This is a genomic window from Promicromonospora panici (genome assembly GCF_900608595.1).
GTDB classification, from domain to species: Bacteria; Actinomycetota; Actinomycetes; order Actinomycetales; family Cellulomonadaceae; genus Promicromonospora; species Promicromonospora panici.
The window spans coordinates 152674-179349 of sequence record NZ_UWYY01000014.1 but is presented as its reverse complement, the minus strand read 5'-3'; the positions used below and the strand labels follow the sequence as shown (position 1 = coordinate 179349).

Genomic DNA, 26676 nt, shown 5'->3' with positions numbered 1-26676 from the left:
GCGTCAGCCGCTCTCCCTCGTTCCGGACTTTCGGTGGCGCAGCACGTCGTCCAGCATGACCTGGGCTCGCGCCGCGAAGCTGTGCTCGCGACGCACGAGCTCGGACGTCGCCGCGAGCCCTTCTTCGGTGTAATAGCCCGCCGCGCCCTTCTCCAACAGGTTCACCAGCTCCACGGGCGACTCGAACACGGCGAGCCCTTCGGGTAGCGCCGCGGTGCGGGGGAACACGTCCGCGAGCCCGGCGACGTCGTCGGTGAGCAGCCGTCCACCGGACGCGAGGACGTCGAAGATCCGGTTCGACAGGTACCCGCTCGCGCGCATGTCGGCCCAGTGGTCGTTCAGGACCCATGCCGCGCTGCGGTAGTAACGACGCAGCTCGTCGTTCGGGACGTACTGCCCCGCGATCGTCTCGTCGGGGACCAGACCCTCCCAGTCGCCACCGTAGATCGCGACCGGGAGCCCCGAGCGAGACGCGTGCCATGCGGCCGGGCGGTACTGCTTTCGCGAGTTGCCGACCATGAGGACCTTTCCGGTCACCTCAGGAACCGGGGAGTCGTCCGGGTAGAACAGCTCGGGATCGGTGCACTGCAGCAGCGGTGTGACGCCCACGCCGAACTGTTCGGTCATCCAGGCCGACCAGGTGGAGCTCGCCGCGTAGCACAGGTCGTAGGCCGCCAGCTCCTTGGCCGTCACGTCGTCCGGGTGGCTGATCACCCACGCGATGCTGGTGGCGTCCGCGGGCAGCCCGATGGGCCGCAGCCCGCGGAGGTTCACCGCCACGTCGTCCAGCGAGCCGGTGGGTCGCTCGGCGTTCGGCTGGTAGTCGACCACCGCGTCCTGGCCGAGCGCGCCGAGCGCCCGCGCGAGCGATCCCGCGAAGTGGAAGTCACCCCACGACCGGGCGCGGTCATCGGCCGGAGCCGCCGTCTTCACCGACCAGCGCAGCCTTGGCGGGCGCTCGTGCACCGTGGCTCGGTCACCACCGGGCAGCCACAAGCCGCGGGACCAACGCTCGGGCTCGCCCGGGACGGACATGGAAGCAAGACCCGTGAAGTGCGGGGCGCGCCCGGCCGCTGTCCAGACGGCGCGGGATCCGGCTGGGGGATCGGGCCACAGCTCGGCGAAGGTCCGGACGTCGGCCGCCGTAGCGTGCGCCCGGCCGAACCGAGTCTCCTCCGTACTCTCCGCCACCGTGTCGGTCACCAGCCGCACGGACCCACCCGTGTGCCGCGCGAGGCGCTGGGCGAGATCGACATCGGCCCAGAGACTGAGCAGCCGGGTGCTCATTCCATGCACCGCCAGGATGTCCGCCGTCCGGGCAGCCAGCGGCAGGGGCGCGCCAGGCACCGCGACGGGCGTACCGTCCAGCCCGAGACCGTCCGGTGGTAGCCCGTCGAGGAACGGCACGGGATCCGTACCGTGCTCGGCGTAGACGACGCCGGCGTCCTGCACGAGCCGCGTCGCGTCGAGGGTGACGGGGTGGGTCGCCGCGACGTCCGGGTCCTCCAGCGGGTCCAGCAGGGTCGCCAGGTCGCCCGATGCAAAGCGCTGTACCGCGGACATGACGAGGGCGCGGTCCCCGCGAGCCGCCCGCAGCGCCCGGTTCACGTTCAACGTCCGGGACACGTCGTGGTGCACCGGGACGAGAGACACTCGTGGATCGCGTGGGGCGAGCAGCGCGAGTTCACGAGCGAGTGGCCAGGCGTTGTCCCGCGGCACCAGCAAGAACTCGACGTCGAGCCCGTTGCTGTGCGCGTCCAGGTTCTCCAGGAGCGCTTGCGCCTGGGCGTGCGACCGCACGTCGTCCACAACGACGCTCACGAGGCCGGAGACCCTCCGCTGTGCCGACAGGGTCGTCCACCCCTTCCGGTCGGCGACCCAGAAGTTCCACGCGACCGACTCGGACTCGCTGACCCGGTGGGGGTCCTGGTCGTCCTCGCTGTACCGGACGCCGACGAACGGGACGATCTCGATGGGTTCGAGCTCGAACAGCGAGAGCACCAGGTCATAGTCCACAGCGCGACGTAGGGTCTCGTCGAAGCCTCCGACCTGCTCCACGAGCTCGCGCGACGCGACGATCGCGGTCTGGTCGATCGTGTTGCCCACCCACATCGAACGGTCAGTGGCCGGCGCGCTGCGGTAGAAGGTGTGGCCCGCCCGGGTGACCGCGGACACGGCGGCCGCCGTGCGCTTCCCCGACGAGGTCAGCCACGCGAGCATCGTGCGCAGGAACTCCGGTTCCCACTCCTTGTCGGCGTCCAGGAACGCGACGCACTCGCCCTGTGCCACACGGAGGGCCGCGTTCCTCGCCGCGCTCACCCCGGCGTGCGGCAGGGAGAGGACGTGGACGCGCTCGTCGCGCTCGGCCAGCGCCTCCAGCACGAGCGCGGTGTCGTCCGTGGAGCCGTCGTCGGCGACCAGGAGCTCCCAACGTTCGTACGACTGTGCCTGCACCGACGCGACAGCTGCCGCGAGCGTGCTCGCCCGGTTCCACGTCGGCAGGATCACGCTCACCAGCGGAACCTCGCCCGCAGTCGCATCGAACCGCTCCAGGGCCTCGCGCAGTGCCTCGTCCGGCTCAGGGGGATCCACGCTCCCGCGGGCCGGGGCGACGTCGCTGTCGCGGTCACGCCAGCCGTCGAGCGACTCCAGCAGCAGTGCGCGCACGTCCCGGGGGGTCAGTCGGTCAGCCGCTCCGCCGTCGTACGGGAGGGGGTCGTCGTCGCCACGATGGAGCAGGAACGACGCGAGCGGTCCGTACCTGCCGACCGAGAGGCTCTCGTCGAGCAGCGCGGGGTCGAAGACCGGAGAGGTGGGCGCACCCCACCGCTTCTCCCCGTTGCGGAGGTACTCGATGAGCTGGCTCCGACCAGCCTGACGGGTCCACGCCGGGGAGAACAGCGGGTGCGGCGAAGCCCCCGTGCGGTCCCCGATGTCGAGGTAGTGCCGGACGGCGGTCTCGAGGTCGTCGAACTGGAGGCCCACCTGTGCCTCGTACCATTCGAGGTCGAAGATCCTGGATGCGAGGACGAGCCGGACGTCCGATGTGCCCGCGGTCTTTGTCGTGGGACCCGAAACTGCCTCCGTAGCTGCGGGCGCGCCCTCGCCCTTGGCCGACCGAGCACTGCGGTGCGTGATCAGCCGTTCGAGCTTGCGCGACGTGTCGTACAGCCGGACGCTCAAGTTGTGCCGCGTATCGAGCAGGAGCACGACGACTGCCAGCTGGAGACCCACCAGAGCCGCCAGAACCACCAAGGGTGTTCGCTCCCAGATCGCGGCGGCGGCGATCACCGCCAGGGTGAGCACGGCGGCGAGCGCCCCGGCAATGACGATCTGTCGTGACTTCACCGGTGCTCCCCGTCCGCCAGCGCCATGAAGGCCTCATCCATCAGGTATCCACGTCCGGTCTCACGAAGCGACCGTTCCGAGACCAGGATGTTGTTCTCACCCCGCCGGAACGGGTACTGCGCGCGGGTCTCGCGCAGGAAGGCTCGAACCCCGTCGAACTGCTCCGGAAGCAGCCGCTCGCACTCCGCCAGCAGCCGGGTCGCACCCAGCTCGTAGGGGTCGAAGCGGAGCGTGTCGAACTTCAGCAGGGGCAGCCGGTCGCCGAGCAGGACGCGGTCTGCGAGTGCCACCACCGGGTTGTACCTGTTCAGCTGGGCGTCGTCCCACACGTACGTCTCGCCGACCAGCGTCTCGGTCAGGTCGATGTGCAGGCGCACATGGGACTGGTGCTCGAACCGCCGCCGCGCGAGGGCCTCCTCAGCGGTGCTCGGCTGCAGGTAGCCACCCACCGTGAAGCCCGCGCCGAGCACAGCCCGTGAGATACCCACCTCGTAGGACGCGATCACCTTGGTCCGGTCCGAGACCGGCACCATGTCCTTCCAGAAGCGGCGGAACGCGTTGGACCGGGCGACGCGCTGGTTCATGGTGAGGAAGAAGCTCTGGGCGTGCGTCCCGTGGCTCTGGGAGAGCGTCATACCCATCATGTCGACCGACTGGCACTGCGCGCTCTCGACGATCGCTCCGACCGGCACCGTCGGTCCGACGAAGCTGTCGTTGGCGAGGAGGATCCGCTCGTAGTCGGAGTAGTCGCCCACGACGTCCAGCCCCCACTTGTAGCTGTAGAAGTCGTACCCGAAGTTGCCCCGGGCCACGATCTCGACGTTGGCCGGCAGCCCCTCGGCGGCGCGGTCCTGGATGCCCGACGTCGACACCACGACCACGCGGTCGGCCGCCGACGCGTAGTTCTCCAGCGTCCGACGAGTGTGGGCGCGCAGCGTCCGGTCGACGTCGAAGTGCGCCAGCACCACGAGCAGGCTCATGAAATACCTCCCGACCGCACGGCCGCGACTGCCTCGACCAGCTCCTGCGCGCGTGCGTCGAACGAGTGGTGGGTACGAACGTGCGCGGCGATCTTCTGCATCTCCTCGTCGCTGGGGAACCTCTCGTCCCCCTCCGCACCACACAGTGCGGCCAGCTCGGCGCCGTCCTGGCAGGTCTGCACCGCCCCCTGGAAGACCTCCTCGACGCCGTCGACCGAATCCGAGACGACCCGGCTCCCGGTCGCCACCGCGTCGAAAAGACGGTTCTGCAGGAAGCCCTCGCGCGCCATCAGCTCCCAGTGGTCGGCGAGGACCCGTGTCGCACCGCGGTAGTGGGCGGCGAGCTCGTGGTTGCCCACGTACTGCCCGCGCAGGACGCCGTCCGGCAGGAGCCCGTCCCATCCGCTGCCGTAGACGGCCAGCGGGACGCCCGCCTCGACCGCGGCGTTCACCATCCAGCGCGTGCGCCCCGCGTGCGCCCCACCCACGAAGACGGGGACACCGTGCGGCACGGGTTCGACGTCGCTGGTGAACCTTTCCGGGGCGGTCGCCTGCAACAAAGGACGCACCTGGCGCCCCGACCGGTCGGTCATCTTCCTCGACCATGCGTAGGACGCCGCGAAGACGAGGTCGAACTCACGGACCTCATCGACGGAGACGTCGTCCGGGTGGCTGATCACCCAGAGCACGTTGACCTTGCCCGGCACTGGCCGGACCCGGTCGAGCCCTCGAATCACCAGGCTGACATCGTCGTATGCCGCCGCGGGTGTCTCCCGTGCCTGTCGGCGGTGGACGACGGCGGCCTGGCCGGCCCGTTCCAGCGCATCTCGGAGCGCCTCGGCGAAGTGGGTGTCGCCCCACCTGTCGCCGTGCGCGCCGCCGGGACTCGCGATGTGGATCCCCCAGCGTGTGCGGTGGTCCTGCGGATCGCGCACCACGACCGGTCGCGGACCCGGGACCTGGTGACCGTCGGTACCGACATGCGCCACGGCGAACCCGGCCGCGCGGAAGAGGCCGTCCTGGGGTCCGGGCAGTGCACCCCGCCACCGGTCGAGGAACAGGCGGCGGTTCTCGGCGACGTCGGCGCTGCGCCCGGCCGTCCTGCTCTCGAAGTGGGTCACGACCGCCGCAGGCACTACCACGAACCGCCCGCCGATGTCCCGACGTGCCCGGAGGCACAGATCCACGTCCTCCATGCCGTTGACGAAGACCGGGTCGAAACCGCCCAGCGCTCGTACGTCCGCCGCCCGCATCACCAGAGCAGCGGCGGACACGGCGTCGAACGTCGCGTCGCGGAGGTGCTGTGCGTCGGTGGTCGGATGGCCGGCGAGCAGGTGGTTCGGCAATGCGTCCCTGGCAGTGAAGACGGTGCCCGCTGTCTGGATGGTCTCGTCACGGTGGACGAGCAGGGGCTGCGCTCCGAGCACCTCCGGGTCGGACATCGTTGCCATGAGAAGAGCCAGGGCACCGGGACGCACCTCGGTATCGTTGTTCAGGAACAGGACCAGCTCGCCGGACGCCATCGCTGCCCCGACGTTGCAGCCGATCGCGAAGTTGAAGTTGCGGGGAAGGCGCCGGTACCGCACGCGGCCGCCGACGCCGAACCGGGCCAGGAGCTCCTGTCCGACGTCGACCCGGGACCCGTTGTCGACCACGGCCACCTCGACGTCCAGACCCGACGCGTCGGCGTCGCGGAGCACGCTCATGACGGCGCTCGTCGTCATCCGGCTGTCGTCATAGGTGGGGATCACCACGGACAGGCGGCCGGGCACCGGGGCCGGTGCGGCGTCCCAGTCGGTCCAGTGCTTGCCGAGCACGGCCCACTGCCAGTGCTCCGACTCGCGCACCGTGATCCGGTCGTCGGCCTCCCCGGAGTCGTCGTACCGGCAACCGATGAACGGAAGCAGCACCGGTTCGGTCACCTTCGCCACCTGGATCACGAAGTCGTGATCGACCCAGCGGCGCAGGCCCTCGTCGAACCGCCCGGCGTGCCGCAGCACGTCCGCCCTGACCATGAAGACGTTGAGATCTACATGGTTGAGCACCAGCAGGTGGTCGAGACCGCCGGAGAAGGCGCGATAGCGCGTACCCGAGGCCAACTTCAGCGCCGTCGCGGCGTATGCGGCGCCGAGGTCGTCGCGGACCATAACCGCCAGCATGAGCTCCAGGTACTCGGGCACCCAGGTGTTATCGCTGTCCAGGAAGGCGACGTAGGTGCCCGTCGCATGCTCCAGACCGAGGTTGCGCGCGTTCGAGACGCCCCGACCCGTACCGGTGATGAGCCTGATTCGGCCGTCCTCCGCCGCCAGCGCCCTCACTCGGGAAGCGGTCGGGTCGGTGGAGCCGTCGTCGACGACGACGAGCTCCCATCGTTCGTGGCTCTGCGCCTGCACGGAACGGATCGCTGTGACCACCAGATCAGCACGGTCCCGCACGGGCAGCACGACGCTGACGACAGGTAGGTCGCCCGTGACTGCCGCGCGCGCCCGAGAGATCCAGCCCGCTTCGGCCGCGCTGTCCCAGGTATCCAGGAGCCGGGGGCCCAGCAAGCGGGCAGCGGCCCGCGTGTCCCGAGCATGCCGCAAGAGCGCCGAGCGCACGTCCAGCACATGTGTGCCGTCATTCGGCGCCCCGGGATCGACGGGCAGCTCGGCGGACGCTCCAGCCCGAGCAAGAAAGGCTCCGAGCGCGCCGCCGGGGTGCGTGGCGGCCTCGCCCGGCGTGACGGCGCTTTGACGTGCGTCGAACAACTGGCTCAGCGGTCCGTCAAAGACCTCGGCCGAGCGCAGGAACGACAGGAGCGGCTCCGGATCGCCCTTGGCGAGTGCCCGCCGTACCTCGGTCGGCATGCTCGACCGGTCCAGGAACGGCGTCGGCTCGAGTCCGTACCGAGCGTTGACGGCGAGATAGTGCGACGCCGCGTCCAGAGACGACGCGAACTCGGCGTCCACCAGCGCCGAGTAGTACTCGGCGTCGAACACACCCCCGTCGAGGAGGCTGCGCGCACCTGCGTGCCGCTTCACATGTAATGGTCCGGCACCGTCGAGGCCGACGACGTCAACCAGCTTCGCTGGGGTCGCAGGGCCGTCCTGTGCGATGCCCAGTGCCTGCGACAGGTGGTAGTTCCAGACCGAGGCGCGTTTGTGATATCCGGCGAGCGTCCGCTCGACGCGTTCTTGCCTGTCCAGAACGCGGCGTTCGGCAACCCGCACTACCGCACCCACGGCGCCGACAGCCAGGACCGCGCACAGCAGCGTGATGACGAGCCGGCGCAGATCGCCTGCCGTAGCCGGTGCGGAGGCCGCGAGAACTGTTATGACCAGTGCGTAGGCCGCGAGCCATCCCCGTTCCGGAAGTGCCGTCGCCAGGAGACTCTGGTGCCGCGTTGCCTCGTTGCCTGCGGGTGAGTCTGCGTCGCGCGCGGGCGCCGATCCGAGACCGAGAGCTCGCGTCAGCCGGAAGTTCCAGACCGAGGCGCGCTTGTGGTGCTCGGCCGCCCGGCGCTCGGTCCGCCCTTGCGCCGCGAGGATCCGCCTCGCGGAGCGGACGATGATCAGCGCCGCAGTCGTGCTCGCCCCCACAGCTACCAGCAGTGCCGCCGCGACCCGGCGCAAGTCACCCTGAGCGGCCACTGCCACGACGACAAGGACGATGCATGCCGACAGGAGCATGCTCGCGAGCAGGGCACGACGGCGTGTCGAGCTCACCGCGGTGCCGCCGTCATCCCGCGCGTGTCGATCAGCCGCCGCCGCGCGAGGTCCTCCGCCAGGCCACGGAAGGCTGCGTGGTCCACCAGCAGTACCTGGACATCGCCCCTCGCCAGTGCCTCGGAGGCATCGACCAGCCGCACGTTGCCGAACTCCGCGAGCTGGACCGGCACTGCGTCCACGTGCGGCTCCACCACGAGCACTTCCGCATTCGGGAACGTCGCTGCCATCTCGCGCACGATCTCGACCGCCGGCGACTCGCGCAGATCATCGATGTTCGGCTTGAACGCCAGGCCGTAGGCGGCGATCACCGGCGACGCGGATCCGGCCACGGCGTCCAGCACCTTGTGCAGCACCCAGCGGGGCTTGGCGTCGTTCACCTCGCGCGCCGTCCGGATGAGGCGCGCCTTCTCGGGCGCGACGTCGACGATGAACCATGGGTCCACCGCTATGCAGTGCCCACCCACGCCCGGTCCGGGCTGCAGGATGTTCACGCGCGGGTGGCGGTTCGCGAGGCGGATGAGCTCCCACACGTCGACGCCGATCCGGTCTGCGATCACGGACAGCTCGTTGGCGAACGCGATGTTGACATCGCGGAACGAGTTCTCCACGAGCTTCGTCATCTCGGCGGTGACAGAGTCCGTCAGCAGGATCTCGCCCTGGCAGAACACCTGATACAGGTCGCGCGCCCGCTCGGCCGCCTCCGGCGTCAGGCCACCCATGATCCGGTCGTTGGTCACCAGCTCGACCATGACCCGTCCGGGCAGCACGCGTTCGGGGCAGTACGCCACGTGGATCATCGGCTTGTCGTCGGCAGCATCCAGGCTCAGGTCGGGACGTTCGTCGAGGATCCAGCCAGCCATCTGCCGGGTCGCGCCGGGCGGCGACGTCGACTCGAGAATGACGAGCTCCCCGCCGGTCAGCGTCGGCGCGAGCACCTTGGCCGCGGCCCGGACGTAGCTCAGGTCGGGCTCGTGCTCACCCATCATCGGCGTCGGCACGGCGACGATGAACGCGTCGGCCGGTTCGGGCGCGTGCGCAGCGCGGAGTCTCCCGGCGGCGACGGCGCCCTTGACATACCCCGCGAGGTCCGGCTCCACGAAGGGCACCTCGCCGCGGTTCACGGCATCCACGGTGTCGAGGTCGACGTCGATGCCTGTCACGCTGAGACCGCTGTCCGCGAGGATCGCGGCAGTGGGGAGCCCGATGTAGCCCAGGCCGATGACGCCGACCTTGTTGATTCCCATGCGAACCTCAGAACATGACGTGCGCAGTCGCACGTCCGTAGAAGGTGGCCGAGCCGCTCGCGAGCAGCTCGATGTCTGACGCGTCCCAGGAGTGTCCAGCGCCGGAGGCGCCGCGCACCTGGACGAAGTTGAACCGGTCGGCGGAGTACACCCTGCCCCCGGCCGACACGACGTCCTGCAGGAACGTCGTGTCCTCGCCGCGCGGGAGTGCGGCGAACCGCACCTGCGCGGCCAGCGCCCGGCGCGCGACGATCGTCGGGCCCATGACTCTGTCCGTGTACCGGTGCTCGCGGTCGGCGAACCTCAGCATCGTCAGGTCGTGGCCCGCGAGATACATGTAGTGCGCCTGCTTGCCCACCACGTCCGCACCCGAGTAGGCCATCGCGTAGAGCTGATCGGACAGGTACTGCGGGCCGTACAGGTCGTCGTCGTCGATCTTGGCGATCACGTCACCGTCAGCGGCATCGAGGAGGAGATTGAGGCACTCGCCCAGGTGCACCTCGGCGCCCGCGGACAGCAGGACCAGCTCCTGCACACCCGCATCCTTGGCGCGTGCCCCGACATCGGCCTCCTCGATCTCGAACCCGTGCGTCAGCAGCGCGACCTGCAGGTTCACGTCTTCCTGCGCGCCGAGCTGCTCGAGCACATGGTCGAGCTGATGCGGACGGTTCGTCGAGACCAGGGCCGTCACGGTCGGTCGCGGGACCGCCGGGGAATCGGCAAGACCCACCGCGTGGAGCACCTTCTTTGCGCGAGCCGAGTAGGTGTGCTCCCGCCAGATCCGGCGCTGCCCCTTGTGTACCGCGCGATCACGCAGCTCCGGGGACCGGACCAGCGCCCGCACCGTCGACGCGGCCGAGTTCCGGTCCGGGACCACGAACACCTCGTCGCCCGGGAAGTACTCTCCGACCGCGGCGCTCGGCGTCGACACGACCGGCGTCCCGCTCGCGGTGATCTCGAAGATCCGCCGCGCGCACATGCTCGGGGAGTCCACCACCGAGTTCACGTTCAGGAAGACCTTGTAGTCCCGGTACGCGGTGAGCATCCGGTCGTAGTCGAGCGAGCCGACCACCCGCCGGTCCAGCGGCGGCGGGAACTGGTAGGTCTCGTCCCTGCCCCGGAAGCGGGAGAAGATCTCGAGGCCGTGCGCCATCTTCGGCGACGCGTCGAGCGCGCCCCCGAGCAGCAGGTCCATCTGCTCGCGCCGCTCGGGATACTTGTGCGCGAAGTACGTCCCGGCGAATGCCACGTCGCGCTGCGGGCCCTCGCCGTGGAGCCGTACCGGGTTGTGGATCGCGGGTTGCGCCGCGAACTCGAGCACACCGACGCGGTCGTGGCCGAGCGCCTCGACGTAGGCCGGCACCCGGCCCACATCGGTCGTGTACACACGGTCGAACAACTTTGCCGAGTCGAGGAAGTCAGCGAAGTGGACCGGGTCTTCCTTGTTCCAGAAGACCGCGGGCACTCCCGCGGCACGGCACGCCTCGACGAGCTCCAGCAGGGCGGGCCGCGGCGCCGTCGGGCCGGTGAGGTGGTACTGCCACGCGTCGCCGTTGCCGTGCCACGCGGACTCGACGAACAGCAGGTCCAGCCCTGCGTCCAGGTCGCCGCGCCACGAGGCGGGCGTCACCGCGACCTGGTCCCACTCGGGTGCGAACGCCAGCCGGGAGAAATCGTCCAGGATGACGCCCACACGGAGACCGGACGCCGACTGCCCGGACCCGCCGCGCGCAGTCGGCCACGGGTCGAAGGTGAGGCCCTTCCGGGTCATGTGCGCGCCGCTCGAGTGCCCGGCCAGCGGGACACGCTGCCGACGGAGGTGAGTGCGGAGCTGGGCGAGACCGCCGCGGCGAACATGCCACAGGGAACGACGCAATGCTGCGAAACCGGTCGCACGCTGGTGGTTCACGACGCCCCCGTACGTTCGGAAACGGGCACCCCGACCCCGGGGGGCTGCCCAGCGTTCGGGACGCGCTTACCTGCGCAACAGTAAATACCACTGGGCCGATTCAAGCACTCTGAAAGGTTCTCGGTGAATTGCGCCGACATTTGTCGTGAACCTGGCGGTAGGGGCGAGGAGGAGCGGACGGCGAGGGAGAATCCTGGATTCGGCGGGACCTCTCAAGCCCTGCCACGTACGCTGGCCGCGTGGCATTGGACCTCATTACTCGAATATCGAGAGGATCCCCATATGCGCGGAATTATTCTCGCTGGAGGTTCTGGCACCCGACTCCACCCGATCACGCAGGGCGTCAGCAAACAGCTCGTGCCCGTCTACGACAAGCCGATGATCTACTACCCGCTGTCGACACTGATCCTCGCGGGCATCCGGGACATCCTGATCATCACGACCCCGCACGACGCCGACCAGTTCCAGCGGCTGCTGGGTGACGGGTCGCAGTTCGGTATCTCGATCAGCTACACGAGACAGCCGTCGCCCGACGGGCTGGCGCAGGCGCTCGTGCTGGGTGAGGAGTTCCTCGGGGCAAATTCGGTGGCGCTGGTCCTGGGCGACAACATCTTCTACGGCCCCGGCCTCGGCACACAGCTGACGCGGTTCGACGGGATCGACGGGGGCGCGGTGTTCGCCTACCGGGTGGCCGACCCCACGGCGTACGGCGTCGTCGAGTTCGACCGGGACTTCCGGGCCGTTTCCCTGGAGGAGAAGCCGAAGCGTCCCAGGTCGCCCTATGCGGTGCCGGGGCTGTACTTCTACGACAACGACGTGGTCGAGATCGCCAAGGGTCTGGAACCGTCGGCGCGAGGCGAGTACGAGATCACCGATGTCAACCGGTGTTATCTGGACCGCGGAAAGCTTCAGGTCGAGGTCCTTCCCCGGGGCACTGCATGGCTGGATACCGGGACGTTCGACTCACTGCTGGAGGCCTCGGACTATGTGCGCACGATCGAGAGCCGGCAGGGCATGAAGGTCGGCGCGCCGGAGGAGGTCGCCTGGCGTCGCGGCTTCCTGTCCGATGATGAGCTGCGCGCCAGTGCGGCGAAGCTGATGAAGTCCGGTTACGGCGCGTACCTGCTCGGCTTGCTGGAGGCCTGACCCGGTACCGCACCGTGAGCGCTATAAAAGATGCCCCTCTCATAATCTGTGGTAGGTGCGGCGTCGTTCTACCAGATATTACTTTGCCTTGACCAAGCGCCCTCTGGGTGTAGACGGGAATGGGCCCGCCATGGCGGCGGGTAAATGCAAATTGCTGAATTCCGCCGCGCCCGTCCGGCGGGTCGCAGGTAACGTAACGCGTACCGCGCGGACAGAGCCATCAGGAGGTCTCGTGACACATCCTGGATGGGGCGACAAGTGGGCGGACGCGCCGGTGTTCCCGCCTACCGGCAGCCCGTCTAGAAGTACGCAATCCGGAAAGAATACCGGGGAGAATGCGAAAGTCCTGCCACTGCGAAAACCCGGGTCGCCCGACCCGGTATGGCCGGTCCCCAGCCGTCTCGTCGCCGTTCCACGGGAGCGTCCCGCGCCGGCGCCGTGGACGAAGCCGCCGCTGCCCAAGCCGGTGTTCTGGACGCACCGGCGGCTTCGGGACCTGAAGGTGGCGGCGCTGGGCGTGGCCGTGCTGCTCCTGGTCCTCACGCTCCTCATCGTCTGGGTGGCGGTCGACGCCGCCAGGGCCCGCGACTCCCTGGAACAGGCCGCGAAGGGCGTCGCCACGCTGCAGGCAGACGCGGTCGCCGGCCGTACCGAGCAGCTCGACGTGACAGTGGCTGACCTGCAGAAGCACGCCGCCGACGCCCGGGACGCGACGGACGGACCGCACTGGTCGTTCGTGAGCAGGCTGCCCGGCGTCGGGCCGACGGCGGGGGCCTTGGCGACCATGGCTACAGTGGTCGACGGGCTCGCGCACGGGCCGTTGCCGCGGCTCGCCGAGGTCATCGAGGTGGCCGACCCGGCGTCGTTCGCCCCGAAGGGCGGACACGTGGATCTCGCACCCCTTCAGGACGCCGCGCCCGACGTCGAACGAGCGGACGAGTCGGTCGGTGACGCGCTGCACCGCGTGGCCGGCGTCGACCGCGCGTCCGTGCTGCCGCAGGTGTCTGCTGCCCTCGCTGACCTGGAAGGACAGCTCGCGGACCTGCGGATGTCGACGGCGACGGCGGCGCGCGCGGCACAGCTGATCCCGCCGATGCTGGGCGCCGACGGGCCCCGCGACTACCTGGTGCTGGTGCAGAACAACGCGGAGCCGCGGGCGCTGGGCGGGATCGTCGGAACCGTGCTGGTGCTGCATGCGGACCAGGGCCGGATCGAGCTCACCGACCAGCTTCCCGCCAGCGAGGTCGGTCCGTTCAGGGCGCCTGCCGCAGACCTGACGGAGGACGAGCAGGCGGTGTTCGGCGACAAGCTCGGACGCTGGATGCAGAACGTGACGTCGACGCCGGACTTCCCGCGTACCGCGGAGATCGCGCGGGCGATGTGGGCCGCCGAGACGGGGCAGACGGTGGACGGCGTGCTGGCCACCGACCCGGCGGCGCTGGCCGAGGTCCTCAAGTCCAACGGGCCGGTCCAGGCTGGCTCCGGTCCGCGCCTGCTGGGCTCCGACCTGGTGAGCTACCTGATCAACGGCATATATCTCACGGAGACGCCCGACAGTGCCGACCTGATCTTCGCCGACATCGCGGAGACGGCGTTCGCGTCGTTGTCCACGGGGTCGGGCGAGCCCGGCGGGATGGTGGAGGCCCTGGCGGTCGCCGCGCGCCAGGGGCGGCTGCTCGTGTGGTCGGCCGAGCAGTCGGAGGCGGACCTGCTCGAGGGCACGGTGCTCGACGGCGGGCTGCGCGGCGTAGACGGCTCTCGGCCGGTGGTCGGCGTCTTCACCCACGGTCTGCAGATGGCCAAGATCGGCTACTACCTCGACACCGCCGTGAATGTCGTCGGGCGTGGGAGCCGGCCCGACGGATCGCGGGAGCTGCAGGTGACCGTGACCTATACGTCACGCGTCGACGAGGCCGAGACGGGCAGCCTGCCGGAGTACATAGTCGGCAACGACGAGAGCGATCCGGGCCTGATCCGCATGCGTTCCGTCGTCTATGCGCCAGCCGGCGGCTGGATCGTCCAGGCGTCCGAAAACTCCGAGAAGATCGGTGTTTCTCCGCAAAAGCACGATGGGCTGTCGCGAGTATTTGAAGACATAAAACTTCACCCTGGCGAGACAGCCTCTGTGTCCTATGCCATTATCTCTGGGAAGCACCAGGACGGGGACGTTATTCTTCGTACGACACCAGGGCCCAGGCCGGTCAAGGTGACGTTCGGGAAATGACTCCGACCGACTGATCGGTCCGGTTTCGGGGCGCGCGTGTTACCGAGCTGGATATGCGGGGCACGCAGGCCGGTGCTTGGCATCTATCACGTGCAGCAGATAGTCACTATCCAGGGGAACAGAGTAATGCTTCGACGCGTTATCAGCGCCATTGTGATCGCCACGGCGGCCGCGCTGGCACCGGCCGGGGCCGCGCATGCGGATCAGGCGGACACCGACTACAGCGAATACCCGTGTGTGATCACCTTCGACAGTCAGTCGGTCAGGGTAGGGGAGCCCGTCGGCTTCACGGTCGAGTGCGCGGACACGCCGGTCGGGACGGTCACCGTGCAGGTCTCCTTCGCGGGCCAGGCGGCCGCCGCCGACGACGCCGTGGACGTGGCCGGCGCCGACTCTGCCCAGCTCCTTGTCGGCGGTGACGGCACGGCGACCGACACGGCCAGCCTCTCGGCGGCCGGCGACTACATGGTCCAGGCCCTCGACGCGGACGGTCAGGCGCTCTCGGAGACCTACACGATCACCGCCGTCGAGGCGGGATCCCCCATGGGGGCAGGCAGTGCAGGTGCAGGCAGTGCAGGCGCGGGCAGTGCGGGGGGCGGTGTGAGCCTCGCCTCGACCGGGTCCACGAGCCTGCCGTACCTCGCCATCGCCGGCGGCCTCCTGCTCGCCGGAGTGGCCGCGATCGTCGTGAGCCGCGTCCGGGCGACCCGCCGGAACTGATCCAGCAGTACTGATCCATCCGGGACCGCCCTCACGCGGTTCCCTGATCGACCGCGCGCTGCACCTCACCGTCGAGGTGAGGGGCAGCGCGCGGTCGTTCTCGCACCAGCCTCGATGTACCTGTCCAGGAGTGGCCATGACCATCGACCCGAACGCCGCCGACGTCGATCGAGAAGCCGCCGAGCTCAAGGCGCAGCTGGACCGCGAGGCCGACCGGCTCGCGGCGTCGATGACCGCTCCTCCACCGCGCCGGGGACCGGCCGGCCCCTGGCAGGAGATCGTCTACGGCAGGGCCCTCTTCGTCGACATCGCCGCGGTGGTCGCGGCCGTGGCGCTGGGATACGTGCTCCGCTTCGACCGGCAGGTCCAGGTGGAGCTCTTCGAACCGCGTGGCGGCCAGTACGTCCTCATCTCGGTGGTGCTCGCCGAGGCCTGGGTGATCGCGCTCGGCCTCGCCGGGGCGCGCAGCCCGCGCATCCTGGGCTCGGGCCGCGACGAGTACATCCGCGTCGCCCGCGGCACGCTCGCGCTCTTCGGTCTGACCGCGATCGTCTGCTACCTCGTGAAGTTCGACCTCGCCCGCTCCTACGTGGCGGTGACCCTGCCGCTCGGCCTGGTGTTCCTCGTCGTCGGACGGCGGATCCTGGCGGTGCGGCTGCACGCGGAGCGCGCGCACGGGCGGTTCCAGCGCCGCACGCTGATCGTCGGCGCGCGGGACGCCGTCCTCGACCTGTGCCGCCGCGTGGAGCGCGCGCACGAGGCGGGCTTCCTGGTCGTGGGCGTCTGCCTGCCGGGCGGGACGAACATCCCCTCGCCGGTGGACGAAGTCCCCGTGCTCGGGCGGATGGAGGACGCGGCGGAGGCCGCCCGCGCGATCGACGTCGACGTCGTGGCGGTGACGGCGTCCGACAGTGCCACCCCCGAGGCGCTCAAGCAGCTCGCCTGGGACCTCGAGGCCACGGGGGCGGAGCTCGTCGTCGTCCCGGCGCTGGCCGACGTCGCCAGCCCGCGGCTGCTCATCACGCCGGTGGACGGCGTGCCCGTGGTCCAGGTCGCGCCGCCTGGTTACACCGGCCTCCAGCACGCGATCAAGCGAGTCTTCGACATCGTCGTGGCGGCCCTGATCGGCGTGGTCGTGGCGGTCCCTCTGCTCGTTCTCGCGCTCTGCGTGCGGCTCACCAGCCCCGGGCCGGCCATGTTCCGGCAGCAGCGGATCGGGCTGAACGGCAGGCCGTTCACGCTCTACAAGCTGCGCTCGATGCGGCCCGACGCCGAGGCGAGCCTCGTCGAGTTGCTCGACGGCGACGTCGGCGTGTTCTACAAGCGCAAGGACGACCCGCGGGTCACCCGGCTCGGCAGGTTCCTGCGCAAGTACTCCCTCGACGAGTTCCCCCAGCTGCTCAACGTCATCAAGGGCGACATGAGCCTGGTCGGCCCGCGGCCGCAGGTGGCGCTCGAGGTGGCGCAGTACGACGACGCGCTGCGCCGCCGCCTGTTCGTGAAGCCCGGGCTGACCGGACTCTGGCAGGTGAGCGGCCGCAACGACCTGTCGATCGACCAGGGCACGCGACTGGACCTCTATTACGTGGAGAACTGGAGCCTGCTCGGTGATATCGGGATCATGCTGCGCACCGCCCGGGAGGTCTTCGCGCCGAGCGGAGCCTATTGATCGTCCCGGATGCGCCACATTAGCCGCAGGAATACGATTTGCAGCCATTGCCGGATGTCGAGCTCACCGAATTATCCGCGGTTCGGGTAGAGGTCCGTTGCGTGTGAAAGGGCATGGTGCGTGAAGGGGGCATGGTGCGTCTGAAGAACCGCGCAGGCACGGCGGAGGGCCCCACGGAGCCGGCAGGCGACGTCGCCACGAGCCGGCGGATCCGTGTGCTCCACGTGCTTCCGGCGCCGAACGGCACGACGCAATACGTCGACCACATGATCGGCGGGGCGCCGCCGGAGATCCAGATCCTCACCTTCTCGTGGTTCCGCGCGATCTTCGGCGTCTACGACGTCCTGCACGTGCACTGGCCGGAATTCCTCGTCCGGCAGCGGACTCCGGTGGGCCGGTTCGTCAAGCAGGTGCTCTCCTACGCCCTGCTCCTGCGGCTGGAGCTGACCGAGACGCCGGTGGTGCGCACCGCGCACAACATCGTGCCCCACGAGTCGGGGGGCCGGCTGGAGCGCCGGTTCCTGGACGCCCTCGACCGCCGGACCGCCCTGTGGATCCGGCTCAACCCGACGACGCCGCTGCCGTCCGGCGTGCGGAACGCGACGATCCCGCATGGCCACTACCGGTCGGTGTTCCCGCCCGATCCCCGCACGACGCCGGAGCTCGGGCGCCTCTTCCAGTTCGGCCTGATCCGCAGGTACAAGGGCATCGAGCGGCTGCTCGAGGTGTTCCGCGCCTCCGACGACCCGGCGATGCGCCTGACCATCGCGGGCAAGTCGCAGGACGCCGCCCTCGCCGCCCACATCGCCGCGGTCGCCGCGGCCGACGACCGGGTCGAGGCGCGGCTGGAGTTCGTGTCCGACGAGGTGCTCGCGCACGAGGTGCGGCGCGCCGAGCTCGTCGTGCTGCCGTACACCCAGATGCACAACTCCGGGGCGGCGCTGCTCGCCCTGTCCTTGGACCGGCCCGTGCTCGTGCCCCGCACCACCGCCACCGACGCGCTCGCCCGCGAGGTGGGCGAAGGCTGGGTGATCATGTTCGACGGCGATCTGCAGCGCGGCGACCTGCTGCGGGCGATGGCCGTCGCGCGGCTGACCCTCGAGCGCGGGACGCGTCCCCACCTGGCGGACCGCGACTGGGAGCTGGTCGGACGGCGGCACGCCGAGGCGTATCACAAGGTAGTGCCCGACGTCGGTCGGCGACAGTGAGCGGAACGTCCGTCGGGACGGACCCGGCGCCGCTCGGCCGGCAAGCGGCCCGCGGGGGCGCCGTGACCATGGGCGGCCAGCTGCTCAAGGTCGGCGTCCAGGCGGTGTCGATAGTCGTCCTGGCCCGGCTGCTGGCCCCGGAGGCCTTCGGCTACCTCGCGATGGTGCTCGCCCTCGTCGGCGTCGCCGAGACCGTGCGCGACTTCGGCCTGGCCAACGCCGCCATCCAGGCGAGGACCCTGTCCGACGCCGAACGGGACAACCTGTTCTGGCTGAACACCCTCATCGGCGCCGTCCTCACGGGGATCGGCATCGCGTGCGCGCCGCTGGTCGCCGCCTTCTACGGGCAGCCGGAGCTCACGGACGTGACCCGATGGGTGTCCCTGAGCTTCGTGCTGAACAGCGTGGCCACCCAGCACCGGGCGAGCCTCGTGCGGGGGATGCGGCTGGGCGCCGCCGCTGTCGCCGACGTGGCCGGACCGGTGGCGGGACTGTGCGCGGCGATCCTGATCGCTCTGGCGGACGGCGGCTACTGGGCGCTCGTGGCGCAGCAGCTCGTCGCGGCGTTCGTGATGTCGGTGGGGGTGATCGCGGCCGGCCGCTGGGTTCCCGGGTGGCCGCGGCGGGACGTCTCCGTGCGCCCCTTCGTCCGGTACGGGGCGAACCTGCTGGGCGCCCAGCTGCTCGGTTACGCGACCCGGAACATCGACACCGCGATTCTCGGCGTCCGCTTCGGCGCGGGCGTCGCCGGCCTCTACAGCCGCGTGTACCAGCTGATGGCGCTCCCGATCCGGCAGGCCACCTGGCCGGCCAGCCGCGTGGCGCTCCCGGTGCTCTCGCGGGTGCACGACGACGCCGCCCGCTACCGCGAGTTCCTGCTGTTCGGCCAGACGATCCTGCTGCATGCGATAGTTCCGGCGCTGATGCTGGCGTCCGCGCTCGCCGGCCCGGTGGTCGAGGTGGTGCTGGGCCCGCGCTGGTCGCAGGCCGCCCCGGCCTTCGCGATCCTGGCGGTCGGCGGGGTCTTCGAGGCCGCCAACTTCGCGCCGAACTGGGTGTTCCAGTCGTCGGGGCGCACCGGGGCGCTGCTGCGCTTCACGCTCGTGACCCGTCCGGTGGTGCTGCTGGCGATCGGCGGCGGCAGCTTCTTCGGGATGACCGGCGCCGCGCTCGGATACGCGGCGTCGACCGCCGTCGTCTGGCCGCTGGGCCTGTGGTGGGTCAGCCGGGTGACCGACGCGCCCGCGCGGGCGCTGTTCTGGAACGGAGCCCGGGCCTTCGTGAGCCACGGTGTCGCCGCCGCGGCGGGCGGGCTCGTCGCGAGCCGCCTGCCCGGCATGAGCCCCTGGCTGACGATCGGTGTCGGGCTCCTCGTCTGGGCCGCCGTGCTCGCGCTGCAGGCACTGCTGTGGCGCAGGCTCCGGGCCGACCTCGGCGTGCTGCGGCGCGGCGCGCGGCTGCTCTTGCGCAGGGGTGCCGCCGCATGAGCTCGGGGCTCGTGAACACAGAAGGAGAACGCGTGGACGCAGGGACCAGGCTGACCCTGGTATGGCTGGAGGGGGCCGCCGAGTCGGCCGCCGCGGGCGTGCACCTGGACGGGACGATCGGGCGCCTCACCGCGCTCGGGGTCGAGCCGGACCGGGTGGTCGCCCAGCGCGGAGGGTCCGGCGGCCGGGTCGCACGTCTCGCCCGGCTGATGCTGGACTCGGTCCGGCAGCCCGCCCGCGGCGTCGTCGTCGTGCGGTGGCATCCGTTCGCGCTGCCCGCGCTGGTCGCGGCCCGCCTGCGCGGTGGGGCCGCGGTCGTCTGCGCCCAGGGCGTACTGGCCGAGGTCGAGGCCGTGCACCCGTGGATCGGCCGCTCGCGCCTGCTGCGGTGGATCGCCCTGCGTCCGCTGGTGATCGCGGACCGGGTCCTCGCGCCGTCGGCGGGCATCGCGCGCTGGGTGGTCGAGGTGACCGGGCGGCCCGCCCACGAGGTGACCGTCCTGGAGAACGGGGCGGACGTCAGCCTGTTCGCCGCCGCCCGGCGCACGCCCGAGCAGCCGCCGTACGGCGTCTTCGTGGGCAACCTCGCGCCGTGGCAGGGTATCGGCGACCTGGTGGACGCCGTACGGCGCCCGGACTGGCCGGACGGGCTGCGGCTGGTCGTGGTCGGCGACGGTGTCGAGCGCGAGAAGGTCCTGGCCGGGCGCTCCGCCGGCATCGAGTGGCGGGGGACACTCGGCCGGGCCGACGTCGCGCGCGTGCTGGGCGAGGCGACGCTCGCGTTCGCGACCCGCGGCGCCGTCGCGGCGAGCGCGCGGGGCACCTCGCCGTTCAAGGTGATCGAGGCGGCGGCCGCGGGCCTCCCCGTCGTGGCGACCGACGTGCCGGGGCAGGCCGAGGTGGTGCGCGAGCTCGGCAACGGCGTGGTCGTGCCGCCGGGCGACCCGGCCGCGATCGCTGGGACAGCGGCGCGGATCATGGCGGACGCCGCCTTCCGCGACCGGTTGCGCCGGAACGCCGTCGAACGCGTGACCGCTTACGACTGGACCGCCGGGAGCGACCGGCTCGGCGCGGCGATCGGCGCTGCGGCCCGCGCCGTCGGCCGGGCGCGCTGGAGCCTGCGAGGGCCGGTGGGCTCGGACGGCGTGGCCTCGGCCGGTGGGGCCTCGGGCCGCGGGCGCCCCGCCGACTCGACGAACGAAGGTCTGGTGGACACCCGATGACACACGACACGAGGGACGACATGACGCAGGGCGCCGCCGGGCCGGAGCCCCTGGGTCCGTTCGCCGACCTCGCAGCCAACCGGCGCAGCGACGACCCGCGCCGTCCTGGCACCGCCGGGGTGCTGCCGACGGTCCTCACGATGCGGTTCCTCGCGGCGTTCCTGTACCGCGTCTCGGCGCGCGCGGGTAGCTCCGTACCCGTGCTGGGCTCCGTGCTCAAGCAGGTCAACCACGCGATCACCGGCGCGGACATCGCCTGGTCGGCGCGGATCGGGCCCGGGCTGGTCCTGTGGCACCCCACCGGGGTCGTCATCGGCTCCGGGGTGGTCATCGGCCGCGACGCCCGCGTGCAGCAGGGCATCACGCTGGGCGCGGCCCGGTCACGCACGGGGCAGGACGGCGACCCCGTGCTCGGCGACGACGTCTACGTCGGCGCCGGCGCCCGTGTGCTCGGCCCGGTCCGGATCGGCGACAGGGCCCGGATCGGGGCCAACGCCGTCGTGCTCACCGACGTCCCGGACGACGCGTCCGCCGTCGGCGTGCCGGCCCGGATCATCCCCTGAAGAACTGGTGAGGACCGCGGGTCCAGCCCGGACACTAGCGGTTGTTGCGGGCGGTCATCGTGTGGTCCGAGACACGGATCGTCTGGAGCTCGCTGGTCGGGGCGAGGCCGCGGACCGGCGCCCAGACCGGCGCGATCGGCTGCTGCTGGGTCACTGTGTTCCGGTGTGCGGGGACGTCGCTCGGCCGGGCATTCCCGGGTGCGGGGGCGGCGAGCCGGGTGCGCTGGTCGGCGGGCTGGGCGGTCGGCCCGGACCGGGCGGGCTGCACGGGCTCCACCGGGTGGGCGATCGACACGGGCTCCGCGATGCGCTTTGTGGGTGCCGATTCCGCCCGGATGCCCGTCGTGTGCTCCTGGGCGGGCGCCGGCCGGGCCGGCTTCTTCTTGCCCGGGCCGCGGGTCTTCTTGCCGGGCTTGCCATTGGTGTCGGGCTTGCCGTCGGTGCCCTCGTGGTGCGGCCGATACTCGTAGTAGCCGTAACCGGCGCCGTACGTGTCGGCGCCCCGGCTGACCTTGTTCAGGACGATCCCGAGCACCCGCGCACTGACCGCGGACAGGTTCGCGAGCGACTGGCGCAGCTGCTCGCGGCGGATCTGCCCGGCGCCGGCCACCATGAGGACGCCGCTGGTCATCTTGGCGATGAGCGCGGCGTCGGTGACGGGCAGCAGCGGCGGCGTGTCGATGATGACGTAGTCGAACTGCTCGCTCATCTGCTTGATCAGCCGGGCCATCGTCTTGGACCCGACGAGCTCGGCGGGGTTCGGGGGCACGGCACCCGACGGGATGACGTACAGGCCCGCGGAGCCCCACGGCTGGATGACGTCGTCGATCGTCGCCCGCTGGATCAGGAGGGTCGTGAGCCCCACGGACCCCTCGATGCCGAGGTACCCGGCGACCGACGGCCTGCGCAGGTCGGCGTCGATCAGGAGGACCTTCGCGTCGGCGTCGGCGAGCGTGATGGCGAGGTTGATGGCCGACGTCGACTTGCCCTCGTTCGGCACCGACGACGTGACGACGAGGGCCTGCGGGCCGCCGTCCAGGTCGAGGAACTGCAGGTTCGTCCTCAGCCGCCGGAACGCCTCGGACCGCGTGTGGTAGGGGCTCGTCTGCACGACGAGCGGGTTGCTCTTCGCCTCGTCGTCCATGGTGATGGTCCCGATGACCGCCGAGTCGGTGATGGCGCGCAGGTCCTGCTCCGACCGCACCCGGGTGTCGACGATCTCGCGCAGGACGGCGACGGCGATACCCAGGGCCGCGCCCAGGAGGAATCCCACGAGGACCATGACGGGGATGTTCGGATAGCTCGCCGAGCCCGGCGGGACGGCCTCGCGCACCAGCTGCAGCTGGACGGGGGAGTCGCCGGTCCGCTGCGGTGTCTCCAGCTCGTCGACGCGCCCGGCGAGGCTCTCGGCGACGGTGTTCGCGATCCGCGCGGCCAGCGTCGGGTCCGCGTCCGTCGCCGTGATGTCGATGAGCACCGTGTCGGTGACCGGTGCCGCCTGGACCCGCGTGCCCAGCTCGCCGGCGTTCGTGTCGAGGCCCAGCTCCTCGACGACCGGCTCGAGCACCTGGGCGCTGCGCACCAGGTTCGCGTACGACACGACGCGGCGCTGGACGTAGGTGGTGCCGGTGGCCAGCTCGGAGGTGGACTCCGCGCCGTGGAACGACACGAATACCTGCGAGGTCGTCGTATAAGTGGGCGTCCTGGTGAACGCGAAGATACTGGCGAACACGATTCCGACAAGCGCCAGAGCGGTGACGGGAACCCAGTGCTTACGGATGATCCTGAGGTATTCGGTAACGTTCAACGCGTTCCCCTGATGATGCACGATCGTTCGGTTTCGGTCGGCCGATAGAAGCGCGCCGATCTGCGTCGTACAGAGTCGTCCAGTGGGTCCCGTTGCCGCGCCTACCTGCGCTTCCATTGGTAATCTAACCGACGTTCGGTAGAAGCGCGCCCGCTGGGATTTATGTCCTTTTCGGGGCGAAATGGGGCACGCGACGGAGGGGCGCAGTTGCGAATTCTGCATGTCACGGATCGCTATTCCGGGGGCGTCGGGCGCGCGATCGACCGCATCACGGAACTGGTTCCAGAGGCCGAACACCACCTGTTGTCCACCGGGATCGAGAGCACGCAAGGGCGCGGCGAGTACAAGAGCACCGCACACCTTCCGGACGGGATCGCGGCCCGGGTGCGGGCGGTCCGGTGCGTCGTCGACGACGTGGCGCCCGACGTCGTGCACGCGCACTCGAGCTGGGCCGGGGTGTACACGCGGGTCAGGAAGCTGCCGGTCCCCGTCGTCTACCAGCCGCACTGCTACTACTTCGAGCGGCCGAACCTGCCGGGGCCCGTGCGCCGGGTGGTCCGCGCACTGGAGCAGGCCCTCGCGGCGAACGGGACGGTGGTCGCGGCCGTGAGCCCGCGCGAAGAGAGCCTCGCCCGGTCCATGGGCGTGCGGGACATCGTGCGCATCCCGAACGCCCCGTCGTCGGCGGCGGTCCGGGAGGCCGGCGCGCGCTCGGGGGCGGTGGTCAGCGACCGGCCGACCGTCACGATGGTCGGCCGCGTGGTCGCCCAGAAGGACCCGCGGTTCTTCGCGGAGACCGCGCGGCTCGCTGACCGGTTCGGCCTGGGGCTGTCCTTCCGCTGGCTGGGCGACGGTGACCCGGTCCTCGTGCGCGAGCTGACCGACGTCGGCGTCGAGGTCACCGGGTGGCTCGCCGCAGACGACGTCATGCGGCAGATGGCCGCCTCCGACGTCTACCTGCACTGCGCCTCGTACGAGGGGTTCCCGATCAGCGTGCTGGACGCCGCCCGCGTCGGCCTGCCGACCATCGTGCGCGAGATCCCGGCGTTCGAGGGTTCGCGCCTCACCGCCGTCGAGTCACCGGCGGAGGCGGCGATCGCCGCCCGCGCCGCCATCGAGGACGCGGAGCAGCGGCTGCACATGATCGAGTCGGGAGACCACCTCGTCGGCGAGATGGACGAGGAGGCCCTGCACGACGGCGTCGTCATGGCGTACGCGACGGCCACCGGCGGGGCGCTGGTGTCGTGACGAGCACGCCGCACCGGGAACGGCGCGAGATCGACGGGGACCGGACGATCAAGCAGCTCTTCGTCGGACTGTTCCTGGTGGGGAGCGCGTGCTTCGTGCTGCTCGGCAGCCCGTTCGTCCCGGCACGCTTCCTGTACGACAGCAAGAAGATCGCGACGATCGCCGGCGGCTACCAGGGCTACGACTCGGACAAGTCCTTCAGCACGGTCGGCATGATCTATCGCGAGCTCCGCCTCGCGGACCAGCCGACGTGGGCTGCGATGGTCGGCTACCTGCTGTTCGTCGCCGTGGTGCTCGTCTCCCTGCGCGGGCGGATCGACAACGCCGGGCTCATGGGGCTGGCGCTCATCGCGGGCTCGACGGTCCTGGCCGTCGTCTACGTGGGCACGTACTCGAAGGACGTGTTCGTGCTCCCGATCGCGCTGATCGCCCTGTGGACACGGCGTGGGCTGTGGCCGGAGCTCGCGCTCATCGCGGCCATGGCGTACTACGCGCACGAGTTCCGCGACTACTGGTACCTCGTCATCGGCGGCTACATCGGGTTCCGGCTGGTCATGGCGCGGCGGTTCTCGGTGCGCCGGATGATCGGCGCGGCGCTGGCCGCCCTCGTCGTCCTGTCCGTCGTCTTTCAGAACTATCTCGGCGTGGAGCTGGACTTCTACCGGACCAAGGTCAACGAGATGCGGATCGGCGACGTGGACACGCGCACCCTGATCGAGCCGTTCTTCGACCTGGAGGGGCCGGTCGGGAGCTTCCTCAACTCGGCGCTGGTGCTCCTGACGTTCGCCGTGCCGCTGCCGCTGATCGTCCGGCTCTCGCCGTACTACCTGGTGGTCGCGGCCTTCCTGCTCGTGCTCTGGTTCATGTTCGGCCGGGCGGTGCACCTGTCGACCGACGAGTCGCGGACCGACCCACGCTGGGCGCGGCTCGTCGCGCTCGTCCTCGGGCTGACCGTCGTGCAGAGCGTCTTCGAGCCCGACTACGGGTCGTACGTCCGGCATCTGACGCCGCTGCTGCCCCTGATGCTGGCGGTCATCCTGTGGCGCCCGCCGCCGTCCTCCGCGCCGGACGCCGATCCCGCCGCCGTGTCAGACACCCAGGACACCGGGGTGACCTCAGGGTCTGACACATCCGCCGGTGCTCCGGTGGCGACGCGATGAGGTCGCCGTCGTACTCCGTGGTCATTCCCTGCCGGGACGGGGCGGCGACGCTCGGCCGGCAGCTGCGAGCCCTCGCCGGCCAGGACTTCGCCGGCGACTTCGAGGTGCTCGTCGCGGACAACGGCTCGCGCGACGACAGCCGCGACGTCGTCTCGGCCGCGGCCCGGAACGACCGGCGCTTCCGCGGCGTCGGGGCGGGCGCGATCCCGGGTATCAACCATGCGCGCAACGTCGGGGTGGCGCACGCCAAGGGCGACTTCGTGCTGCTGTGCGACGCCGACGACGTCGTCACCCCGGGCTGGATCTCGGCGATGGACCGCGCCCGCCGCGCGGGGGCCGACTGCGTCGGGGGCGCCGTCGAGCGGCGGCTGCCCGACGAGACCGTGCTCGGCACGGACCCCGGCACCTACACGCAGCTCTGGCATGTCCCGCGGCCGATCGGGGCCAACTGCGGCTTCGCCCGGGCGGTGCACGACGCCGTCGGCGGGTTCGACGAGTCGCTGCTCGGCGGCGGCGACGAGTCCGACTTCTTCTACCGGGCGCACCTCGCCGGGTTCACCACCCGGGCCGTGCCCGACGCCGTCGTCGTCTACTACGAGCGGGAGCGCCTGCGCGACCTGGCCCGCCAGCAGTACCGGTACGGCCGCCAGTCGGTGCGCGTCTTCCAGCGCTTCCGCGCGGCGGGCCTGCCGCGCCTGCCGGTGTGGCGCGTACCGGTCACGGTGGCCGGCGGCCTCGCCAGGACGCTCTCGCGCGACCCGCTGGTGCGCCGGCGCGGGGTCAAGCGGCTGGCCGTGACGGCGGGCCGGATCGCGGGAAGCCTGGCGGACCGCACCCTCTTCGTCTGACGTCCGCCCTGGCAGGCATGCAAGGCGCCTGCATGTTTCCTGCAAGGTCGCCTTCCTACGTTGGTTCTCGGCGCCGCTGGTGCCGCGTTCACGCCCGCCCCCCGGGTGGTGAGCCTTGACGTTCGCCCCCGTGCCCTCCGGGGGCGAACGTCAGAACCCGGTCCGTGGAGGAGGTGATCCGG

17 protein-coding genes are annotated in these 26676 nt (G+C 70.7%); 11 read left to right on the top strand and 6 right to left on the bottom strand.

All coding sequences use genetic code 11. The features are described from left to right. Window positions 1-3: 3 nt before the first annotated feature. Genes EW117_RS17760 through EW117_RS17740 form a run of 5 tightly spaced genes read right to left on the bottom strand, consistent with a single transcriptional unit; the run spans window position 4 to window position 11053 of the window. Window positions 4-3348, bottom strand: coding sequence for a glycosyltransferase (locus tag EW117_RS17760; RefSeq protein ID WP_129788039.1), 3345 nt, complete (start codon window positions 3346-3348; stop codon window positions 4-6). Further along, window positions 3345-4328 carry a rhamnan synthesis F family protein gene (locus EW117_RS29475; RefSeq protein WP_165362746.1) on the bottom strand — a complete coding sequence of 328 codons (984 nt, stop codon included), beginning with the start codon at window positions 4326-4328 and terminating at the stop codon, window positions 3345-3347. The genes EW117_RS17760 and EW117_RS29475 overlap by 4 nt, the downstream gene beginning before the upstream one ends. Further along, window positions 4325-8035: a glycosyltransferase gene (locus tag EW117_RS17750; RefSeq protein ID WP_129788038.1), complete on the bottom strand. Its 3711-nt coding sequence runs from the start codon at window positions 8033-8035 to the stop codon at window positions 4325-4327. The genes EW117_RS29475 and EW117_RS17750 overlap by 4 nt, the downstream gene beginning before the upstream one ends. Then, entirely contained in the window at window positions 8032-9282 is a 1251-nt protein-coding gene (gene wecC / locus EW117_RS17745; RefSeq protein ID WP_129788037.1) for a UDP-N-acetyl-D-mannosamine dehydrogenase, read from the bottom strand. The genes EW117_RS17750 and wecC overlap by 4 nt, the downstream gene beginning before the upstream one ends. A gap of 7 nt (window positions 9283-9289) precedes the next feature. Beyond that, entirely contained in the window at window positions 9290-11053 is a 1764-nt protein-coding gene (locus tag EW117_RS17740) for a glycosyltransferase family protein (RefSeq protein WP_129788036.1), read from the bottom strand. Between the two features lie 420 nt (window positions 11054-11473). Here EW117_RS17740 and rfbA point away from each other — a divergent pair, with 420 nt between their 5' ends. The 8 genes from rfbA (at window position 11474) to EW117_RS30535 (ending at window position 21431) form a co-directional block, all read left to right on the top strand. Beyond that, window positions 11474-12337 carry a glucose-1-phosphate thymidylyltransferase RfbA gene (rfbA, locus tag EW117_RS17735; protein ID WP_129788035.1) on the top strand — a complete coding sequence of 288 codons (864 nt, stop codon included), beginning with the start codon at window positions 11474-11476 and terminating at the stop codon, window positions 12335-12337. A gap of 517 nt (window positions 12338-12854) precedes the next feature. Next, window positions 12855-14561, top strand: coding sequence for a DUF4012 domain-containing protein (locus EW117_RS17730; protein WP_129788034.1), 1707 nt, complete (start codon window positions 12855-12857; stop codon window positions 14559-14561). 126 nt (window positions 14562-14687) lie between these two features. After that, complete coding sequence (locus EW117_RS17725) at window positions 14688-15281, top strand: LPXTG cell wall anchor domain-containing protein (RefSeq protein ID WP_129788033.1); 594 nt, start codon at window positions 14688-14690, stop codon at window positions 15279-15281. A gap of 136 nt (window positions 15282-15417) precedes the next feature. Then, entirely contained in the window at window positions 15418-16950 is a 1533-nt protein-coding gene (locus tag EW117_RS17720; RefSeq protein ID WP_129788032.1) for a sugar transferase, read from the top strand. A gap of 131 nt (window positions 16951-17081) precedes the next feature. Then, entirely contained in the window at window positions 17082-18158 is a 1077-nt protein-coding gene (locus tag EW117_RS17715; RefSeq protein WP_129788031.1) for a glycosyltransferase family protein, read from the top strand. Continuing rightward, the gene (locus EW117_RS17710; protein WP_129788030.1) at window positions 18155-19645 is read left to right on the top strand and encodes a lipopolysaccharide biosynthesis protein; all 1491 of its coding nucleotides are present in this window, start codon (window positions 18155-18157) and stop codon (window positions 19643-19645) included. Before EW117_RS17715 ends, EW117_RS17710 begins: the two co-directional genes overlap by 4 nt. A 32-nt stretch (window positions 19646-19677) precedes the next feature. Next, window positions 19678-20868, top strand: coding sequence for a glycosyltransferase family 4 protein (locus EW117_RS17705; RefSeq protein ID WP_165362745.1), 1191 nt, complete (start codon window positions 19678-19680; stop codon window positions 20866-20868). Further along, window positions 20865-21431, top strand: coding sequence for a serine O-acetyltransferase (locus EW117_RS30535; protein WP_277986476.1), 567 nt, complete (start codon window positions 20865-20867; stop codon window positions 21429-21431). Before EW117_RS17705 ends, EW117_RS30535 begins: the two co-directional genes overlap by 4 nt. A 34-nt stretch (window positions 21432-21465) precedes the next feature. On the opposite strand, the gene EW117_RS17695 is transcribed toward EW117_RS30535, so the two are convergent. Beyond that, the gene (locus tag EW117_RS17695) at window positions 21466-23355 is read right to left on the bottom strand and encodes a tyrosine-protein kinase domain-containing protein (protein WP_277986475.1); all 1890 of its coding nucleotides are present in this window, start codon (window positions 23353-23355) and stop codon (window positions 21466-21468) included. A gap of 90 nt (window positions 23356-23445) precedes the next feature. On the opposite strand from EW117_RS17695, the gene EW117_RS17690 reads away from it, so the two are divergent. The 3 genes from EW117_RS17690 to EW117_RS17680 are packed head-to-tail and all read left to right on the top strand — an operon-like array spanning window position 23446 to window position 26494. Next, a complete protein-coding gene (locus EW117_RS17690) occupies window positions 23446-24486 on the top strand; it encodes a glycosyltransferase (RefSeq protein ID WP_165362743.1) in 1041 nt (346 codons plus the stop codon). Further along, on the top strand, window positions 24483-25646 hold the full coding sequence (locus EW117_RS17685; RefSeq protein WP_129788026.1) for a hypothetical protein: 1164 nt from the start codon (window positions 24483-24485) through the stop codon (window positions 25644-25646). Before EW117_RS17690 ends, EW117_RS17685 begins: the two co-directional genes overlap by 4 nt. Further along, on the top strand, window positions 25643-26494 hold the full coding sequence (locus tag EW117_RS17680) for a glycosyltransferase family 2 protein (RefSeq protein WP_129788025.1): 852 nt from the start codon (window positions 25643-25645) through the stop codon (window positions 26492-26494). Before EW117_RS17685 ends, EW117_RS17680 begins: the two co-directional genes overlap by 4 nt. The last annotated feature ends 182 nt before the right edge of the window (window positions 26495-26676 follow it).

Excerpts from the sequence above, each read along its gene's own strand:
- EW117_RS29475 (WP_165362746.1), bottom strand. The coding sequence starts at position 4,328 with ATGAGCCTGCTCGTGGTGCTGGCGCACTTCGACGTCGACCGGACGCTG.
- wecC (WP_129788037.1), bottom strand. The coding sequence starts at position 9,282 with ATGGGAATCAACAAGGTCGGCGTCATCGGCCTGGGCTACATCGGGCTC.
- EW117_RS17740 (WP_129788036.1), bottom strand. The coding sequence starts at position 11,053 with ATGACCCGGAAGGGCCTCACCTTCGACCCGTGGCCGACTGCGCGCGGC.
- rfbA (WP_129788035.1), top strand. The coding sequence starts at position 11,474 with ATGCGCGGAATTATTCTCGCTGGAGGTTCTGGCACCCGACTCCACCCG.
- EW117_RS17725 (WP_129788033.1), top strand. The coding sequence starts at position 14,688 with ATGCTTCGACGCGTTATCAGCGCCATTGTGATCGCCACGGCGGCCGCG.
- EW117_RS17720 (WP_129788032.1), top strand. The coding sequence starts at position 15,418 with ATGACCATCGACCCGAACGCCGCCGACGTCGATCGAGAAGCCGCCGAG.
- EW117_RS17715 (WP_129788031.1), top strand. The coding sequence starts at position 17,082 with ATGGTGCGTCTGAAGAACCGCGCAGGCACGGCGGAGGGCCCCACGGAG.
- EW117_RS30535 (WP_277986476.1), top strand. The coding sequence starts at position 20,865 with ATGACACACGACACGAGGGACGACATGACGCAGGGCGCCGCCGGGCCG.
- EW117_RS17695 (WP_277986475.1), bottom strand. The coding sequence starts at position 23,355 with ATGGAAGCGCAGGTAGGCGCGGCAACGGGACCCACTGGACGACTCTGT.
- EW117_RS17680 (WP_129788025.1), top strand. The coding sequence starts at position 25,643 with ATGAGGTCGCCGTCGTACTCCGTGGTCATTCCCTGCCGGGACGGGGCG.